The organism is Zhongshania aquatica, from assembly GCF_027257955.1.
In the GTDB taxonomy this organism is placed as follows: domain Bacteria; phylum Pseudomonadota; class Gammaproteobacteria; order Pseudomonadales; family Spongiibacteraceae; genus Spongiibacter; species Spongiibacter aquatica.
On record NZ_JANZNQ010000042.1, the window covers coordinates 1 to 16078 of the forward strand.

General features: G+C 56.3%; 19 protein-coding genes and 1 pseudogene. 3 read left to right on the top strand and 17 right to left on the bottom strand.

The annotated features are described in order from the left end of the window. Both istB and O9X78_RS19430 read left to right on the top strand, forming a co-directional pair. The coding region (gene istB / locus O9X78_RS19425) for an IS21-like element helper ATPase IstB (protein ID WP_269621385.1) at positions 1-674 on the top strand (674 nt) is incomplete at its 5' end. After that, positions 655-1284: a substrate binding domain-containing protein gene (locus O9X78_RS19430; RefSeq protein ID WP_269621386.1), complete on the top strand. Its 630-nt coding sequence runs from the start codon at positions 655-657 to the stop codon at positions 1282-1284. The genes istB and O9X78_RS19430, both read left to right, overlap by 20 nt. On the opposite strand, the gene O9X78_RS19435 is transcribed toward O9X78_RS19430, so the two are convergent. The 17 genes and pseudogenes from O9X78_RS19435 to tnpA all read right to left on the bottom strand — a co-directional run bounded on the left by O9X78_RS19435 (position 1281) and on the right by tnpA (position 15561). Further along, entirely contained in the window at positions 1281-2234 is a 954-nt protein-coding gene (locus tag O9X78_RS19435) for a ketopantoate reductase family protein (RefSeq protein ID WP_269621387.1), read from the bottom strand. The genes O9X78_RS19430 and O9X78_RS19435 overlap by 4 nt on opposite strands. A gap of 29 nt (positions 2235-2263) precedes the next feature. Then, a complete protein-coding gene (locus O9X78_RS19440) occupies positions 2264-2749 on the bottom strand; it encodes a hypothetical protein (protein WP_269621388.1) in 486 nt (161 codons plus the stop codon). Positions 2750-3004: 255 nt separating this feature from the next. Continuing rightward, on the bottom strand, positions 3005-3196 hold the full coding sequence (gene thmT / locus O9X78_RS19445; protein ID WP_269621389.1) for a 2-hydroxymuconate tautomerase: 192 nt from the start codon (positions 3194-3196) through the stop codon (positions 3005-3007). A gap of 9 nt (positions 3197-3205) precedes the next feature. Next, positions 3206-4000, bottom strand: a complete 795-nt coding sequence (gene dmpH, locus O9X78_RS19450) for a 2-oxo-3-hexenedioate decarboxylase (protein WP_269621390.1) — start codon at positions 3998-4000, stop codon at positions 3206-3208. Next, entirely contained in the window at positions 3997-5034 is a 1038-nt protein-coding gene (gene dmpG / locus O9X78_RS19455; protein ID WP_269621391.1) for a 4-hydroxy-2-oxovalerate aldolase, read from the bottom strand. Before dmpG ends, dmpH begins: the two co-directional genes overlap by 4 nt. 12 nt (positions 5035-5046) lie before the next feature. Beyond that, positions 5047-5982, bottom strand: a complete 936-nt coding sequence (locus O9X78_RS19460) for an acetaldehyde dehydrogenase (acetylating) (protein ID WP_269621392.1) — start codon at positions 5980-5982, stop codon at positions 5047-5049. Positions 5983-6005: 23 nt separating this feature from the next. Further along, a complete protein-coding gene (gene dmpE / locus O9X78_RS19465; protein WP_269621393.1) occupies positions 6006-6791 on the bottom strand; it encodes a 2-oxopent-4-enoate hydratase in 786 nt (261 codons plus the stop codon). Further along, on the bottom strand, positions 6791-7663 hold the full coding sequence (locus O9X78_RS19470) for an alpha/beta fold hydrolase (RefSeq protein ID WP_269621394.1): 873 nt from the start codon (positions 7661-7663) through the stop codon (positions 6791-6793). The genes dmpE and O9X78_RS19470 overlap by 1 nt, the downstream gene beginning before the upstream one ends. 7 nt (positions 7664-7670) lie before the next feature. Then, the gene (locus O9X78_RS19475) at positions 7671-9131 is read right to left on the bottom strand and encodes a 2-hydroxymuconic semialdehyde dehydrogenase (protein WP_269621395.1); all 1461 of its coding nucleotides are present in this window, start codon (positions 9129-9131) and stop codon (positions 7671-7673) included. Positions 9132-9162: 31 nt separating this feature from the next. Then, positions 9163-10086: a catechol 2,3-dioxygenase gene (locus O9X78_RS19480; protein ID WP_269621396.1), complete on the bottom strand. Its 924-nt coding sequence runs from the start codon at positions 10084-10086 to the stop codon at positions 9163-9165. 29 nt (positions 10087-10115) lie between these two features. Further along, positions 10116-10424, bottom strand: coding sequence for a 2Fe-2S iron-sulfur cluster-binding protein (locus tag O9X78_RS19485; protein ID WP_332108537.1), 309 nt, complete (start codon positions 10422-10424; stop codon positions 10116-10118). A 369-nt stretch (positions 10425-10793) separates the two neighbouring features. Beyond that, on the bottom strand, positions 10794-11579 hold the full coding sequence (locus O9X78_RS19490; RefSeq protein ID WP_269621397.1) for a 1,6-dihydroxycyclohexa-2,4-diene-1-carboxylate dehydrogenase: 786 nt from the start codon (positions 11577-11579) through the stop codon (positions 10794-10796). 10 nt (positions 11580-11589) lie between these two features. After that, entirely contained in the window at positions 11590-12606 is a 1017-nt protein-coding gene (gene benC / locus O9X78_RS19495) for a benzoate 1,2-dioxygenase electron transfer component BenC (RefSeq protein WP_269621398.1), read from the bottom strand. Positions 12607-12767: 161 nt separating this feature from the next. Continuing rightward, positions 12768-13268, bottom strand: a complete 501-nt coding sequence (locus tag O9X78_RS19500; protein ID WP_269621399.1) for an aromatic-ring-hydroxylating dioxygenase subunit beta — start codon at positions 13266-13268, stop codon at positions 12768-12770. A gap of 2 nt (positions 13269-13270) precedes the next feature. Next, complete coding sequence (gene benA, locus O9X78_RS19505; RefSeq protein WP_269621400.1) at positions 13271-14611, bottom strand: benzoate 1,2-dioxygenase large subunit; 1341 nt, start codon at positions 14609-14611, stop codon at positions 13271-13273. A 225-nt stretch (positions 14612-14836) separates the two neighbouring features. Then, positions 14837-15002 (bottom strand): annotated as a pseudogene (locus O9X78_RS19510) (IS630 family transposase); the annotation flags it as partial. A gap of 106 nt (positions 15003-15108) precedes the next feature. Beyond that, positions 15109-15561: an IS200/IS605 family transposase gene (tnpA, locus tag O9X78_RS19515; protein WP_269621401.1), complete on the bottom strand. Its 453-nt coding sequence runs from the start codon at positions 15559-15561 to the stop codon at positions 15109-15111. 194 nt (positions 15562-15755) lie between these two features. Here tnpA and O9X78_RS19520 point away from each other — a divergent pair, with 194 nt between their 5' ends. Continuing rightward, entirely contained in the window at positions 15756-15938 is a 183-nt protein-coding gene (locus O9X78_RS19520) for a hypothetical protein (protein WP_269621402.1), read from the top strand. The last annotated feature ends 140 nt before the right edge of the window (positions 15939-16078 follow it).

Sequence of the window (16078 nt, forward strand, 5' to 3'; positions counted from 1 at the left end):
AACTGGATCAACCCACCACCTACGAGGAGCTGGGCTTCTTCGAGCGCCTCAGCTTACTGGTCAATAGTGAGTCTACTTGCCGAGACAACCGTAAAATTGTCCGCTTACTGAGACAGGCTAAATTGAGGCTTAATGCCCACCCCGCCGACATTGATTACCGCGCCCGTCGCGGCTTGCACAAAGACACATTAGCGCAACTGCTACAGCTGGACTGGATACGCCATCATCGTAATCTCTTGATTGAGGGCGCCACCGGCACGGGGAAAACCTTCTTAGCCTGTGCGCTGGGTCAAACCGCCTGCGAACACGGATTCTCAGTCCGTTACTTCCGCGCCAGTCGGTTATTTGAAATGCTTACGGTGGCGCATGGCGACGGTAGCTTCGGCAAACTCCTAGCCCAACTGGCAAAAACCGAGCTGCTCATCATTGATGATTGGGGCTTGGACATACTGACCCAGCAACAGCGCAATGACTTGCTCGAAGTGATCGAGGATCGCCACGGGCGCGGCGCAACACTCATCACCAGCCAGCTCCCATCCACTCATTGGCACGAGGCCATCGGCGAACCGACGCTCGCCGACGCCATTCTCGACCGTCTGCTCCATAACGCGACAAAGTTGCAACTCAAGGGCGAATCCATGCGCAAAATTCATCATGGCGTTGACCCACTGTGAACACTTCGCGTTAAATAGCGGTGCCTGCAAAAAAGAAGGGTGCAGGTGTTCACGCTTCGCAAAATTCAGTGTTCATAGTTACAAAAATACGCAGAAGGTCGACATCGTGGAGGAGGGATTTGATATCGCGCTGCGGATCGGTCACCTCAAAAGCTCCTCACTCATCGCCAAACGCCTCGCCCCTGTCCGGCTGGTTCTGTGCGCGTCGCCCGCCTACCTTGAGCGACATGGCACGCCCCGGCGCCCGGAAGACCTTGCGAACCATCACTACCTGCGTTACAGCTACATGGATATGGATGCCGGTCCACCAGCACAGAAATGGCTGCACGGCTGTGGTCGCGGCACTCGCGGCGAGATGGTGAGCAACAACGGCGACGTACTGGTGGAATCCGCCGTTGCCGTTGCCGGGGCCGGGATTGCCCTGCAGCCCACATTCATCGCCGGCGCTGCCATCAAGGAAGGCAAATTGAAGATGTTATTGCCGGAGTATGAACCCGAACCCATGGAGCTCTACGCGGTGTATGCACACCGGCAACTGCTGGCGAGCAAGGTTCGCAGCTTTATTGACGGTTTTTTCGGCGACCCGCCTTACTGGGACCGATTTGATTAGTCGGTCGGGGCCTTCTGTGAATGCAGTAAAAGGGCGTTGACGGTGGCAGTGTACGGCGCCTCAACACCCAACTGCCCACAACGGCGCAGGACCGCGCCGGCAATGCTGTCGAGTTCCAGCGGCCGGCCTTTTTCCCGATCCACCAGCATGGAGCTCTTGATGGCATTGAAACTGCTGATCAGCTCGAACATCTCGGCCAGATCACCGGGTCCCAGGTTCACCCCGTCGGCCCTCGACGCTTCAACCGTTTCCGCCATCATGCCGTGGACGATCTTCCGGAACTCCGGATGATGGGTCAGGCTGCGGGTATCCAGCCCCGTCAGGGCTGAGAGCGGGTTAACACCGTTGTTGATGACCAGCTTGCGCCAGAGTTCGTAGCGGATGTTGTCGGAAACGGTTGTGGGAATTCGGGCGGCTTCAAACGCGGCCTGCAGTTGCTCCAGCAAGGAACGACGCCGATCCGGTTCCGCCGCAACGGGCCATTCGCCCATGACAATCTGCGCCGGGCCTTCGGCTTCAACGACCCCCGGCTGCAAGATGTGGCCACCAATCCTCACGGCCAGACCACCCAGCACCCTGTGTTCGCCCAACAGTGAGGCCATCTCCGGTTCGTTATCGACACCGTTCTGAAGCGACAATACCGGCACCTTGCCATGATAGAGCCAGGGCCCCAGTTCTTTCAGCATCGTTTCGGTGGCGGTTGATTTGAGGGTAACCACCACCACGTCGAAATCATCCGGCCGGTACCGGGCAACCACACCCGCATGACCCATGGCCTGCACCGGGAAAGACCACACTTCATCGCCGTACTGAACGGTCAGCCCCTGCTCCTGCAGGGCCGCGAGGTTCGCGCCCCGGGCGGTGAGTACTACATCATGTCCCCCATCCAGCAGCCGCGCGGCATAATAACCGCCGATGCCGCCGGCACCGACTATCAGTATTCTGAGCATTTACGGAATCCTTTTGGGTTGTCCGTAGTTTATTGCATCCAGCCATAGCCGGCGAGTGACTGGCTGTCTTCATTCAGTGCAATACCGAATACCCGCTGGGGGGCCTTGAGACCGCCCAGGCTGAAGGCCGTATTGAGCACACAGGTTGGATCAGCCACCGGGGCATCCCGGGCGGACGTATTCCGCCGCCCCCGAAGACTGGACCGGGACATGGCCTGGAGCCAGACTTGCTCGTACTCCCACTGTTGCATGAGATTCCGGAAATAGGCATCGTGAGGCTGGTGATGGGTCATATCGCCTTCCCCGGTTTCCTTCTGGTCCAGGCAGATCAGCAACACACCCTGATCCCGAAAGACCTCCAGACATCGGCCAATCTGCCGATAGCTGTCACTCGTCATCCCGGTATTCAGCCTGAGTTCGATAACTTCTTCCGGCGCAAGAGCGATCATAGTCTCTGCCAGCACTTCCAGTCCGGGGTCACGACTGCCAGCAACGTCAAATTCCCGCCCAGCCATAAGCGACTGCAAGTGCTCGGCGAGACTACTTTTGCCACATTGATGGAAAATCTCAGGCTGTTTCGCCCCTGCTATCGAGGTTATGAAAGCGACACTACCGACAGACATATCCGGGCTTATCAGGCGACGAAGGTGAGGCTCACCTATGGGTCCGGAAAGCGCGTCTTTGTCACAGGACAGGTATAACATCGGCAATTTTGCCAAGAAGCCTCCCGTTGAGTCGCTATGGAAATAACTGGCCAGGTAACCGAGGCGCTAGCGCCCCAGTTTCCTGGTCGACTGCCCACCAATACCGAAGTGTTGCTTGGGCATCTCTGTGATGATGATCCGTACGCTTTCCACCGGCGCTCCCAGTGAGCGTGAAATTGCGTCGGTTACCTCTCTGATCAGCATTTCTTTCTGCTCATCTGACCGACCTTCGAGAATATTGATCTGCGCAACAGGCATAAAGCTTCCTCATTCAAAACGAGCGGACACGGTTCCCAGACCCTGGTAACGCACGGTGATATTGTCACCGGGCTCCACAGTAATGGCAGCAGTAATGCCGCCGGTCATGATGAAGGTGCCCGCAGGGATGTGCTCGCCCCGCTCCGCCAGCAGGTTCGCCAGCATGGCTACACTCGAAGCCGGATTTCCCAATACTGCGGCACCGGCCCCTACGTCAACAACCTCACCATTCTTTTCGACTACGACGCCCAGAGTCTTAAGATCAACATCCGCGACATCCGCCATCTGGCCGCCGGTAATGAACCGGGTTGACGAAGCGTTGTCTGCAACGACGCTCACCAGGTCAAACTTGAAGCTCTCATATCGGGAGTCGATGATTTCGACGGCGGGGATCACGAAGTCCGTCGCCGCCAGCACTTGGCCAATATGACAACCCGGGCCATGCAGCGGCGCCTTGGTAACAAAAGCGATTTCGGCCTCGATCTTCGGATGGATCAGCTCCTTGGTGTCGACCACGCCACCATCCGGCACACTGAAATAATCTGCCAGGAAGCCGTAGATCGGTGTCTCCACCCCCATCTGGGCCATCTTGGCCCAGGACGTCAGGCCCATTTTCATGCCCACGATCTTGTTGCCCCGCTCCTCCTTGCGGCGGCGGATTTCCCACTGCACGTCGTAGGCGTCCTCGAAGGTCATGCCCGGGTAATCGTTGGTGACCTTGGTGATGTCGTGGGCCTGCAGTTCGGCGTTTTCCACATGTTCGGCCAGGGCCAACATCTGCTCGCGGCTCAATGTCTTGCTCATGCGTTTTGCTCCTTTTGCGCGGCCAGCAGATCCAGCGCCACATCCACGATCATGTCTTCCTGCCCCCCCACCATGCGGCGTTTGCCCAGCTCCACCAGAATGTCCACGGTCTTGAGGCCATACTTCTGTGCCGCCACTTCGGAATGGCGCAGGAAGCTGGAATAGACTCCGGCATAGCCCAGGGCCAGGGTTTCGCGGTCCACTCGAACCGGGCGATCCTGCAGAGGCCGAACGATATCGTCAGCGGCATCCATCAAGGCGTACACGTCAGTGCCGTGCTCCCAGCCCAGCTTGTCAAAGGCGGCCACGCACACTTCCAGTGGGGCGTTGCCGGCGCCGGCACCCATGCCGGCCAGGGAGGCATCGATACGGTCACAGCCTTCTTCAACAGCGACGATGGAGTTGGCCACACCCAATGCCAGGTTATGGTGAGCATGCATGCCGGTTTGGGTTTCCGGCTTGAGCACGTCTTTCAGTGCCCGGAAGCGGTCGCGGATGTCGTTCATGTTCATGGCGCCGCCGGAGTCGACGACATAGAGGCAGGTAGCACCGTAGTCTTCCATCAGCTTGGCCTGTTCCGCCAACCCTTGCGGGGTCTGCATGTGGCTCATCATCAGGAAGCCCACGGTGTCCATGCCCAGTTTGCGGGCGTGCTCGATGTGCTGCTTGGAGACGTCCGCTTCGGTGCAGTGGGTGGCCACTCGTACAATGCGGGCACCGGCGTTGTAGGCGTTGTCCAGGTCATGGACGGTACCGATACCCGGCAACAGCAGGGTGGCGATCTTGGCGTGTTCAATCACCTCAGAGACGGCTTCGATCCACTCCAGGTCGGTGTGGGCGCCGAAGCCGTAGTTGAAACTGGAGCCCTGCAGGCCGTCGCCGTGGGCCACTTCGATGGAGTCCACCTTGGCCTTGTCCAGGGCCCGTGCGATGTCCTGCACGTTCTTGATGGAATACTGGTGGCGGATGGCGTGGCTGCCGTCGCGCAGGGTCACGTCGGAGATGTAGAGCTTCTTGCCGGGGTTATAAGTCATGGTTCAGTCTCCTCAGTTGACCAGCGATTCGGCGATGCGCTCGGCGGTACCCAGCGCGGCAGAGGTCATGATGTCCAGGTTGCCGGCGTAGGCCGGCAGGTAATGGGCGGCGCCCTCCACTTCCAGGAAGATGGAGGTCTTCAGGCCGCTGAAGCGGCCCAGGCCCGGGACGTTCATGGGCTGGTCGTCGGGAATATCGTCGAACTGTACTTTCTGCTTCAGACGGTAGCCCGGCACGTAGGTATTCACCGCTTTGACCATTTCCTCAACGGAGGCTTCCACTTCGGCTTTGTCGGCAGCCTCAGACAGTACGTAAACCGTGTCACGCATCAACAGCGGCGGCTCCGCCGGATTGAGGATGATGATGGCCTTGCCCTTCTGGGCACCGCCCACCACCTCGATGGCCCTGGAGGTGGTCTCCGTGAATTCGTCAATGTTGGCGCGGGTTCCAGGGCCGGCAGACTTTGACGAAATCGAGGCCACGATCTCGGCGTAGTGGGCCTTGGCGACACGGGAGACCGCCGCCACCATGGGAATGGTGGCCTGGCCACCGCAGGTGACCATGTTGACATTGCCCTCCCCCAGGTGTTCCTCCAGGTTGACCACCGGCACGCAGTAGGGGCCGATGGCCGCCGGGGTCAGGTCCACCACGCGGATGTCGGGTTTGTGTTGCCGAAGCAGCTTGTCATTGTGAACGTGTGCACCGGCCGAGGTGGCATCAAGCACGATACCGATGTCGGCGAATTCCGGCATTTTCACCAGGCCTTCGACGCCTTCGGCGGTGACGGCCACGCCCATGCGTTTGGCACGGGCCAGGCCGTCGGACTCCGGGTCAATGCCGACCATCACACCCATCTCGAGGTGCTGGCCGTTGCGCAGGATCTTGATCATCAGGTCGGTGCCAATATTGCCCGAGCCGATGATCGCGGCTTTGATTTTCTTGCTCATAATCTTGTCCTCTCTAATCCGGGTCAGGCGAAGCGCACGGAGGCACTGCCGATGCCGCCAATATCCACGCGCATGTAATCACCGGCCTTGACCGGCTCCAGCGGTACCAGGGAGCCGGACAGAATGACTTCGCCGGCCTTCAGGGTGATGCCGAACTCGCCCAGGGTGTTGGCCAGCCAGGTCACGCAGTTCACCGGGGAGCCCAAAGCAGCAGCGCCGGCGCCAGCACTCAGCACGCTGCCGTTCTTCTCCACCACCATGCCGCAGGTCACCAGATCCACTTTGCGGGGAGACACGGCCTGGTCGCCCAGCACAAACAGGCCACAGGAAGCGTTATCAGCCACCGTGTCCTGGATGGCGATCTTCCAGTCCTGGATGCGGGAGTCGACGATCTCGAAGCACGGCATGACGCATTCGGTGGCGGCCAGCACATCGGCGTTGGTGATGCCCGGGCCGATCAGATCCTTCTTCAGAATGAAGGCGATTTCACCCTCCGCTCGGGGGGCAATCAGACGATCGCTGATGGGCACGACTTCGCCGCTGTTGAACACCATGTCATCGGTCAGGTACCCAAAATCCGGCTGGTGTACATTAAGCATGTTCTGCACCGCCTTGCTGGTAACACCGATCTTCTTGCCGATGATCGAGGCGCCATCCGCCAGGCGGCGTTCCAGCATGCGCAGGGAAATGTGATAGGCGTCGTTAATGGTGATGTCTTCACCACGGCCGGTCAACGGGGCGACTGCTTCCCGGCTGAGCATGGCCTGGTAGAGTTCATCCCCCAGGGCCTGAATACGTGGCTGTTCCATTATTGTGCTCCTGTAGCCGATTGATCGGCTTCGGTCAGGAAATCGTTCACCAGCCGGGCGAACCGACTGGCATGTTCGATCTGGGTCCAGTGGCCACAACGGCCGAACACATGCAATTGGGCTCTATCGATCAGTTCCGCCAGTTGCAGTGAGGCGTCCAGCGGTATCACCTCATCTTCGCGGCCATGGAGAATCAGGGTTTCGTGGGGCAGCGCCCGGATGTCCTTCTCCTCGCTGGCCAGGTTGTCGACCCAACGCTGACGCGGTGCCGGGAACATGGCGGCAAAGGATTCCTGGAAACCGGGACGGATACTGGCCTGATAGCGCATCTCCGCCAGCTCATCGGTGAGCAGGTTTTTATTGAACGCGAACACATCCATCAGGCGGCGCATGTTTTCAAGGGAAGGCTCGTAGCCCCAGGCTTCATCCAGCCCTTCGGTGATCGGAAAGCTGACGCCCACCGACCCCATCAGCACCAGACGACGAATCCGCTCCGGGTACTCGATCGCCAGGGCCAGGGCCAGGCCGCCACCGAAGGAGTTGCCGACCAGATCCACCTGTTGCAGATCCAGCGCATCCATCACGCCGATGGCATGGGCCACCCAGCGTTCCCGGTTGTAGGTGTTGTCTTCCGGACGTTGGGTATACCCGAAGCCGAGCATGTCCGGCGCCACCACACGGCGATTCTTCGCCAGCTCCGGAATCACCAGGCGCCAGTTGGCCCAGGCGGTGACGCCGGGGCCGGAGCCGTGAATCATCATGACCGGAACATCACTGTTGCCATTGGCGGCACCATGGTCATGCACGTTGGTGCGGTAGCCGGCAGCGGTTATCTCACGCCCGATTTCCGGGCTGTTTTCAGGTGCAGTCATAATCGGCTCACAGTTTCACGCAGATGTTTTTCATTTCGGTGTAGAACTCCAGGGAGTGCACACCGCCCTCACGGCCAATACCGGACTGCTTGCTACCCCCGAAGGGTGTGCGCAAATCTCGCAGGAACCAGCTGTTGACCCAGATAATGCCTGCCTCAACCTGGCCTGCTACGCGGTGGGCGCGAGTGATGTTTTCACTCCAGATGGCCGAGGCGAGTCCGTAAGGAAGGCTATTGGCCAGCTCGATGGCTTCCTCTTCGGTGTCGAATGGGCACAAGTGGACACAGGGGCCGAAGATTTCATCGGTAATCACCGCGGAATCTTCCGACAGCCCGGTCCAGATGGTGGGCTGAACCCAGGCGCCACCAGCCAGTTCTTCGGGCATATCCGGCACACCACCACCAGTAACCACCGTGGCGCCGTCATCCACGGCTTTCTGATAGTAGGAAAGGACTTTCTCGCGATGCTTGAGGCTGACCAGCGGCCCCATATTGGCGTCGGCGTCATCCGGCGGACCGATTTTCAGGCCCTCCGCGGCTTCTTTCAGCCGCCCGACGAACTCGTCGAAGATGGAGCGCTCGACATACACCCGCTCGGTACCCAGGCAAACCTGCCCACAGTTGGCAAAAGCCGAGCGCATGGTGCCCTCGACAGCCTTGTCCATGTCACAGTCGGCGAAGACCAGGCCGGCATTCTTGCCTCCCAGTTCCAGGGAGATGTCCCGGATGCCCTTGGCGGCGGCTTTCATGATGACCTCGCCGGTACCGGTTTCGCCGGTGAAGGTGAAGCCGTCTACCAACGGATGTTCGGTCAGAAAGGCGCCTGCGGAATTAGCACCAAAGCCATGCACGACGTTGTAAACGCCGTCGGGCACGCCGGCCTCTTTCATGACTTCGCCCAACAGCGCCGTGGTCGTCGGGGTTTCCTCCGAAGGCTTGACCACCACGGTATTGCCACACGCCAGGGCGGGCCCTACTTTCCAGGTCATCAGCAGCAACGGCAGGTTCCAGGGGCTGATCACGCCAATCACCCCTTTGGGGCGCCGTACCGCATAGTTCAGCGCACCGGTGCCATCGGGCGTCGGCATTTCAAAGGACTCCGTGGGCACGTTCTTGATCATGTCCGCGAACACCTTGAAGTTGGCGGCGCCCCGGGGGATGTCGATATGACTCGCCAGGGATTTCGGCTTGCCGGTATCGAGGCATTCCGCTTCCAAGAACTCGTCGAAACGGGCGTTGATACCATCGGCCACCTTGTGCAGGATGCTGGTGCGTTCCTCCAGCGTCATTTTGCCCCAGGGACCACGCAGGGCCGCTTTCGCCGCCCTCACTGCGGCGTCCACCTCGTCCCGGCCAGCTTCGTGAACCTTGCTGATCACCTGGCCGTTGGCCGGATTGACGTTATCGAACAGCTTGCCGTTGCCAGAGCCAACGTACTGCCCGTTGATGTACTGCTTGATGTCTTTCATGGCTGCTAAATCCTGTTTCATCCGTTCGAGATCACGTCAGAACCGTCATGAAACGTTCGTTCAGTACCCGGTCGTGGTAGAAAATCGCTTTGCCGAGCTCTTCCGTCTTCCAGGTGACCGGCTTGTGATCCGGGTAGAAGTAATCACCGCCACAGAACACTTCGTTGCGGTTGCCGGACGGGTCGAAGAAATAGATGGTCTTGCCGTGGGTCAGACCATGACGGGTCGGCCCGATATCGATGGACGTATCGGTCATGGTGATCAGGTCCGCCGCCCTCAGGACGTCGTCCCAGGTTTCCAGGTGGAAAGAGGCGTGGTGGAACTTGCCCTTCTCCTCGTGATGGATAAACGCCACGTCGTGCTCTTTCATGGAGACGGTCAGGAACTGCGCCACCCGTGTGCCTTCCGGATCCAATACTTGCTCGACCAGATCGAAGCCTAGGACATTGACAAAAACATCGTAAGTCGCCGCCAGCTCAGGACCGTAAAACAGACAGTGGTCAAAGCGCACGGCTTTCATGCCCCGCAGACCACGCGGCCAGGCCTCCGGATTAACACTGGAAAGACCCCATTTACCCGTATAGAGCTTATCGGCATACAGCTCGAAGGCGTGACCGGAAGGCACCGTGAAGCGAACACGACGACCGCAATCCTTCAACTCCTCTGCCCGTACCTGCTCTACTTCAACGCCGTAATCCACCAGGTCTTTTTCCAGCTGGACCAGGACCTCTTCGTCAAGCACCTTGAAACCCATAAAGTCACAACCCGGCTCGTCCGCTTCGCGCAGGACCACGGAGAACTTGTCCACTTCAGACCAGGCCTTCAGATACACCCGACCCTGGTCGTCGCGATCGGTTTCGATCAGACCCATCAGGTCCGCATAGTGTTTAACAGCCGCATCCATATCGAGTACACGGATCTGGACGTGGCCGGGACGTATGACCCCTTTTTTCATGACTGTTACCTCAACGTTTTTGTTGTTTACTAGCTCGCAAAGTCCACCGCCGGTTGCGGCGGACACTCAATGATCAGATCCGTCAGAGGGTAGATCCGGCAGGCCAGAACTTCCCCTTTTTCAACGGCTTCAGGCGGGGCGTGCCGCTTGCTCATCTTGCCGCACTCGAAATGCCCTTCCAGAACCTGGATCTTACAAAATCCGCAACCACCACCCCGACAACCCACTGGGACACACTTCAGGCCCCTCTGCTCCATGGCCTTTAGCACACTCTGGCCCTCGTGGCAGGTAAAGTGACCTCCCGTTGTGCGGTTGAACACGTGGAAACCCATGCCCATGGTTTACCTCCGGCTATATCTTCTTGAATAGAACCGAGCGCCGCGTATCTACCGCGCCGTCAGCCTGCTGCCGAGAACTTTAGGCCCTGCATCAGGGCCGTAATAGCACCACCATCCTCCGCTTGGGTAAGGGCCGGCAAATAACTGAAGTCGTACTAGTGGCGGTCCAGTGCTTCGAATAGCTCACGGTTGTAGAGTCCCACCCCTCAAAAATTCAATATTGAAGATTCATCGTCCCACGCAAATGGCAGCCATACACGCCGGCGAACCTCGGCCTGGAGAATGGTCGGACGCTTTTAAGACGAACATGCACCGCCCAACTCACCGACGAAAAGCCTTGCGTGGCTCCTGTCTGGAATATAAAAAGGGTCACCCCTGATAACCGCCACCCACCGGTAGTACCGTACCTGTTACATACGAGGCCTCGTCTGAAGCCAGAAAAAGTATGGCATTGGCCTGCTCTTCCGGAACGCTGTAGCGCTTCATGAAGCTCAATTCGGTAGCCTCATCAACGATGGCCTGATACCACTCCTTCTCGAATTGACTCATGGTTTCACTATTACGCGGAATCCGTCGCTCGCCAACATCAGTGCCACCCGGTGCTACTGCATTGACACGGATGCCATATTTGGCATTTTCAAACGCCATGCACACGGTCATAGCGTTTACGCCCCCCTTGGCCGCAGCATAGGGCACACGGTTAGTGCCTCGGGTCGCGAGGGATGACACGTTTACGATCACTCCACTTTGCTGTTTTTGCATCTGCGCCAGAACTGCATGGGAACACCAAAGGGTCGGAAACAAGGAGCGACGAATCTCGGCTTCGATCTGCTCTTCCTCGTAGACTTCATAGGGCTGGACCCAGATCGTACCGCCGACGTTATTGACCAGAATGTCGATACGGCCAAAATGACTTACCGCCGAATCGACTGCCTTGAAGGCACCTGCGTACTGTTCCAGATCGACGATGCTGGTATGGACGTTTGCCGCACCGGCGGCCAGCGCCTCCTCTGCCACCTCTCTGACGATCTCGGAGCGATCCACCAGCAGCAGGCTAGCTTTTTCGGCAGCCATCTGCAGAGCAACGGTACGACCGATACCCTGGGCAGCTCCAGTCACAACAGCGACGCGGTTTTCAAAACGCTCAACTCTCATTTAGTTTTCCTCACTTGCTGCTGGTCGTAAACTTCTCATAGTGGAGGCTGGCCGGTTGACTACCCCTTTCCTGCATAAAGCTGCTAACAGCTTCGACCATCGGCGGCGGACCACACAGATAGATATCGACATCGCCATCATTCAAATGGCCAGGTTCAATATGATCTGTGACGTAACCCTTCTGCGGCCAACTGCTCTCGTCTGAGGCCACGCAGACACCAAATGTGAAGTTGTCGATGGCCTCGGCGAAAGCTTTAAGCTTGTCCAGCTCGACAAGATCAACGTCGTGCGTAACGCCGAAGATTAGGTGGATCGGATAGGCGCTACCGTCCTGCTGAATTTTTTCCAACATCGCCAGGAAGGGTGCTAGCCCCGTCCCTCCAGCCAGCATCAGTACCGGGCGCTTCACTTCACGCAGGTAAAAGCTGCCAAATGGGCCTCGCAGGGTTATGCTCTCACCCGCCTTGGCCTTTTCAGTCATATAGGTGGTCATCAAGCCTTCGGGCACCACTCGGATCAGGAAAGACACCGATTCGTCCGCCTGATTAAGCATGGAGCTGAAGGAGTAGGCACGCCAGTGGTCAGTTCCCGGCACCTGTACATTGACATACTGCCCCGGCAGAAAATGCATGGCCCGCACCTGATCACCGGAAACGGTAAAGGACAGGGTGGAGTCAGACAGACGGTTAATCTCAGTCAGCGTGGCATGCACGTCGGCCTGCTGGCTGCGCACACAAACTTCTGACGAGGCCGGTACGGTTACGACACAATCTGACTCCGGAATCATGCGACAGGTCAGAACATACCGCTGTTTGGCTTCCTGATCGGACAGCGCATCCTCGACATAACCATCCATCTCATAGCTGCCCGATTCGCAGTGGCACTTACAGGTACCACAAGCACCGTCACGGCAGTCGAGCGGAACGTTGATTCCGGAACGATAAGCGGCGTCGGCCACCGTCTCCATCGGTAATGTGGTAACAAATCGAGTTACATCATCTTCAAAATTGAGCGCTACTTTATACACTGTTTGCTACCTCAGCCCCTTCAAGGGTGCCGACGACACACCGAGAGGCACTTGTTATTAAAACGGGTAGTTTTAAGATCCGGAAATATCGGCTGAAAGCCCCGTGGTTGCTGGACCCTGACTGACAGGAATAGCCACGAGGCCAATATATCGGAACGAATTCAAAGGTGATAGATATCCACAACATGGTGGATGTAGTCGTTCTTCAGCACCGCCTTCTTGCGCTTGATCTTCAGCTTGCCGTCTTCACCACGAATCAGCGTGACAAACGCGGTACCGAAATAGGTATCTACGTTGTTATAACGTACGCTGAGGGTCATCCAGCTGTAGCGCACTTCTGCTTCTGCATCATTGGACGATGCAGCGAGCACCTCTAGATTGCTCAGCATGTGCTGGGTACGCGGCTCCGGCAGCGAACTGGCGCTGGAACGCTCTGTCTGGATGCGGAAAACACGATCCTCAATTCCATCCCGATTATCATAATAGAGCAACGACATCTCCGACTGCGGATCCTCCGTTAGCTTGCCGTCCACATCCCAACATGGTACCCAGAATTCAGAGCTCTTATCATAGTGCTCAAGCCAATGGCTATAATCCTTGTCGTCCAGCGCACGCTGCTCAGAATGCAGAAAATCACGGATCTCGTCGTAACTGATTGTCATGGTTACTCTCCCTTTTCCTTGCGCGCCGCTTCCGCAATCATTTGTTGCCAGTAATGGTGCTGAACAATGAACAGACCCTCATCTTCAGACTTCTTACCACTCATCACAGGGTGCAAATCGATACTCTTCGCCTCTTCGTCCTGTCCATCGATCCAGTGCTTAGCACCACGACTTAGGTCACTCCAAGGCTGCTTCATGGCCTTAAAACCTTCCTGGCATGCGCGAAACTCTTCCAAGTCGTCCGGAGTCGCCATGCCGGAAGCGTTAAAGAAGTCTTCGTACTGACGGATTCGGTGGGTACGCGCTTCGGCACTTTCCCCCTTGGGCGCAATGCAGTAAATGGTGACCTCGGTCTTGTCCACGGAGATTGGACGGAAGTGACGAATCTGGGAGCTCATCTGATCCATCAGGAATACGTTCGGGTACAGGCAAAGGTTACGCAACTTGCCTATCATCCAGTTGGCACGATCAGCGCCAAACTTTTCGACAAGCTCGTTTCGGCGATCGTACAGTGGGCGATCCTCCGGATTAGGCCAGTCCATCCACAGCAGAATGTGGCCATGTTCGAAGGCATAGAATCCACCGGTTTGCTTGTTAAACGTGGATAGGTCCATCGCCTTAACATTATCAGCGGACATGCCGGCCTTACGACGAGCCACAGTGGCAATGTAGTTCCAATGAGTAGCAGATGCGTGGTACCCATCGGCACCATTCTCGGCTTGCATTTTCCAGTTGCCGTCATAGACGTAAGTCGATGAGCCACGCAACACTTCCAGACCTTCCGGCGACTGATCGACAATCATGTCGATGATTTTGGTTGCTTCGCCCAAGTGTTCGGACAGCGGTTTGACAGAATCATTCAGCGAGCCAAAAAGGAAGCCTTTGTAGCTTTCTAGGCGCACCTTTTTTAGGTCATGAGAGCCTTCGCAGTTAAAGGAATCCGGATAGCCAGCATTGTCGGGATCCTTGACCTTGATCAACTTTCCGGAGTTATTGAAGCTCCAGCCGTGGAAAAGGCAGGTTAAAACCGCCTTGTTATCCTTCTTTTTGCGACAAAGGATAGCGCCACGGTGGGTGCAGGTATTGATAAAGCAGTTCAGCTCGCCATCTTTATTGCGGGTAATGACGATGGGCTGACGCCCGATATAACCAGTAAAATAGTCGTTTGGATTTGCAACCTGGCTTTCATGCGCCAGATAAATCCAGTTGCCTTCGAAGATGTACTTCATCTCCATCTCGAACAACTCAGGATCAGTGAACATGTCGCGACGACCACGATACAGGCCTTTTTCTTCATCGGCTTCGATTAGACCGCCTACTTTTGCTATCAGATTATTGTGCATGGGCTACCCTCTTTTTTATGATGTCATATTGAAGGGACGTCCCGGGAATCGCTATCCAGTGAGCGCACTCTTTATCCTAAGATTGCAAAGGCTGGATTTTGTATTGCATCTTCTGTTTAATTAAATCGTACGGCAGCGTCATTAACGTACTAGTGATCTGCCTGGGTAATCCGTTTATTTATTATCAATGACACTCAGTTTTGCTCGCGCCACGGAAGTCATAATCTATTCTGCGCTCTTGTGCCAGCGAAACGGCTTTGCCAACTTCTCACTATGAGTCTTGATAAAGCGACGAATCGCCGTTTTGAGTTCGCCCACACTTGTGAAAATGCACGGTATAAAGCACGACGTTCCAGCTGACCAAACCAGCCCCCACCTCATTCAGCCATGCCCCCTCTGGCAGGATAGTTGGCACTACTTAGTCGCTCTTGCAAAAGTAAAAACCTGAAATAAACTACCCCGCCGCAAGCGGACGGGGTATTAGTCGGTGCCGCCAGTCAGAAAAGTGCCAACTGATAATCACTGTGTAACTTTCTATATTCCTTACCTTGACCTTGATTTTTCACATAGTTACCAATCATTGATTCATCTCCATACCTGCCTACCGTGCTCGCAAAATACCCATCAGACCAAAACACACCACCCCATAACTGCTTCTTGACATGTGGGCAGCGACGGAATATTTCCCTAGCTGTCAGGCTTTTTATCATGGTAACAAGCTTGGTTACACTATAGGTCGGGACTGACTGAACCAAAAAATGTACATGATCTTTATCTGTCCCTATTTCCAAAAACTTAACCTGGTAACGTTCTTCTATTTCCAAACACACTACCTTTAGTTCGGCATCTACTTTTTCGTCAAACACAACCCGACGATATTTGGCTGGAAATATCAGGTGATACATCAATACGGTCACATTATGGCTTTTATGGATATACGTCCCCTTCATCTTTAACTTGCAAACAGCCGACTACCAACATCTGCGCGTGCAGGGCCAACTTAGCTACAGAGCAGCCGATCCACAGAAGCTGGCCGACATGTTGAACTTCACCTTGAACGAAAACCCAGCTTGAGCTTGAACAGCTTCGTCGCGTAAAAAATATTGTTCGAATGGGATATCTTGAAGCAGTAACAGCTACAAGTATGCAATTGTCTAAGGGTACGCATGCTGTTCCAACGAATGCGGTATTTATCGACTGTGCTGCAGACGGATTACCTAAAGTTCCTGAAGTAAAAGTCTTCGACGGCAACAAAATAACGCTGCAAACCGTTCGTATGTGTCAGCAAGTGTCTGGCGTCAACTATCTTGGTCGCCAGCCAAGATAGTTGACGCCAGACATGACTGCTCAATCCGAGTATCAAGATCGGCTATGCGGTGATCAAGGTGCCTCAAATCGTTGGAGAGTTCGGCCAGTAAAACTCGAAACTCATCGGTCAAACCATTCTCCGCATCTTCAAGCCATTGG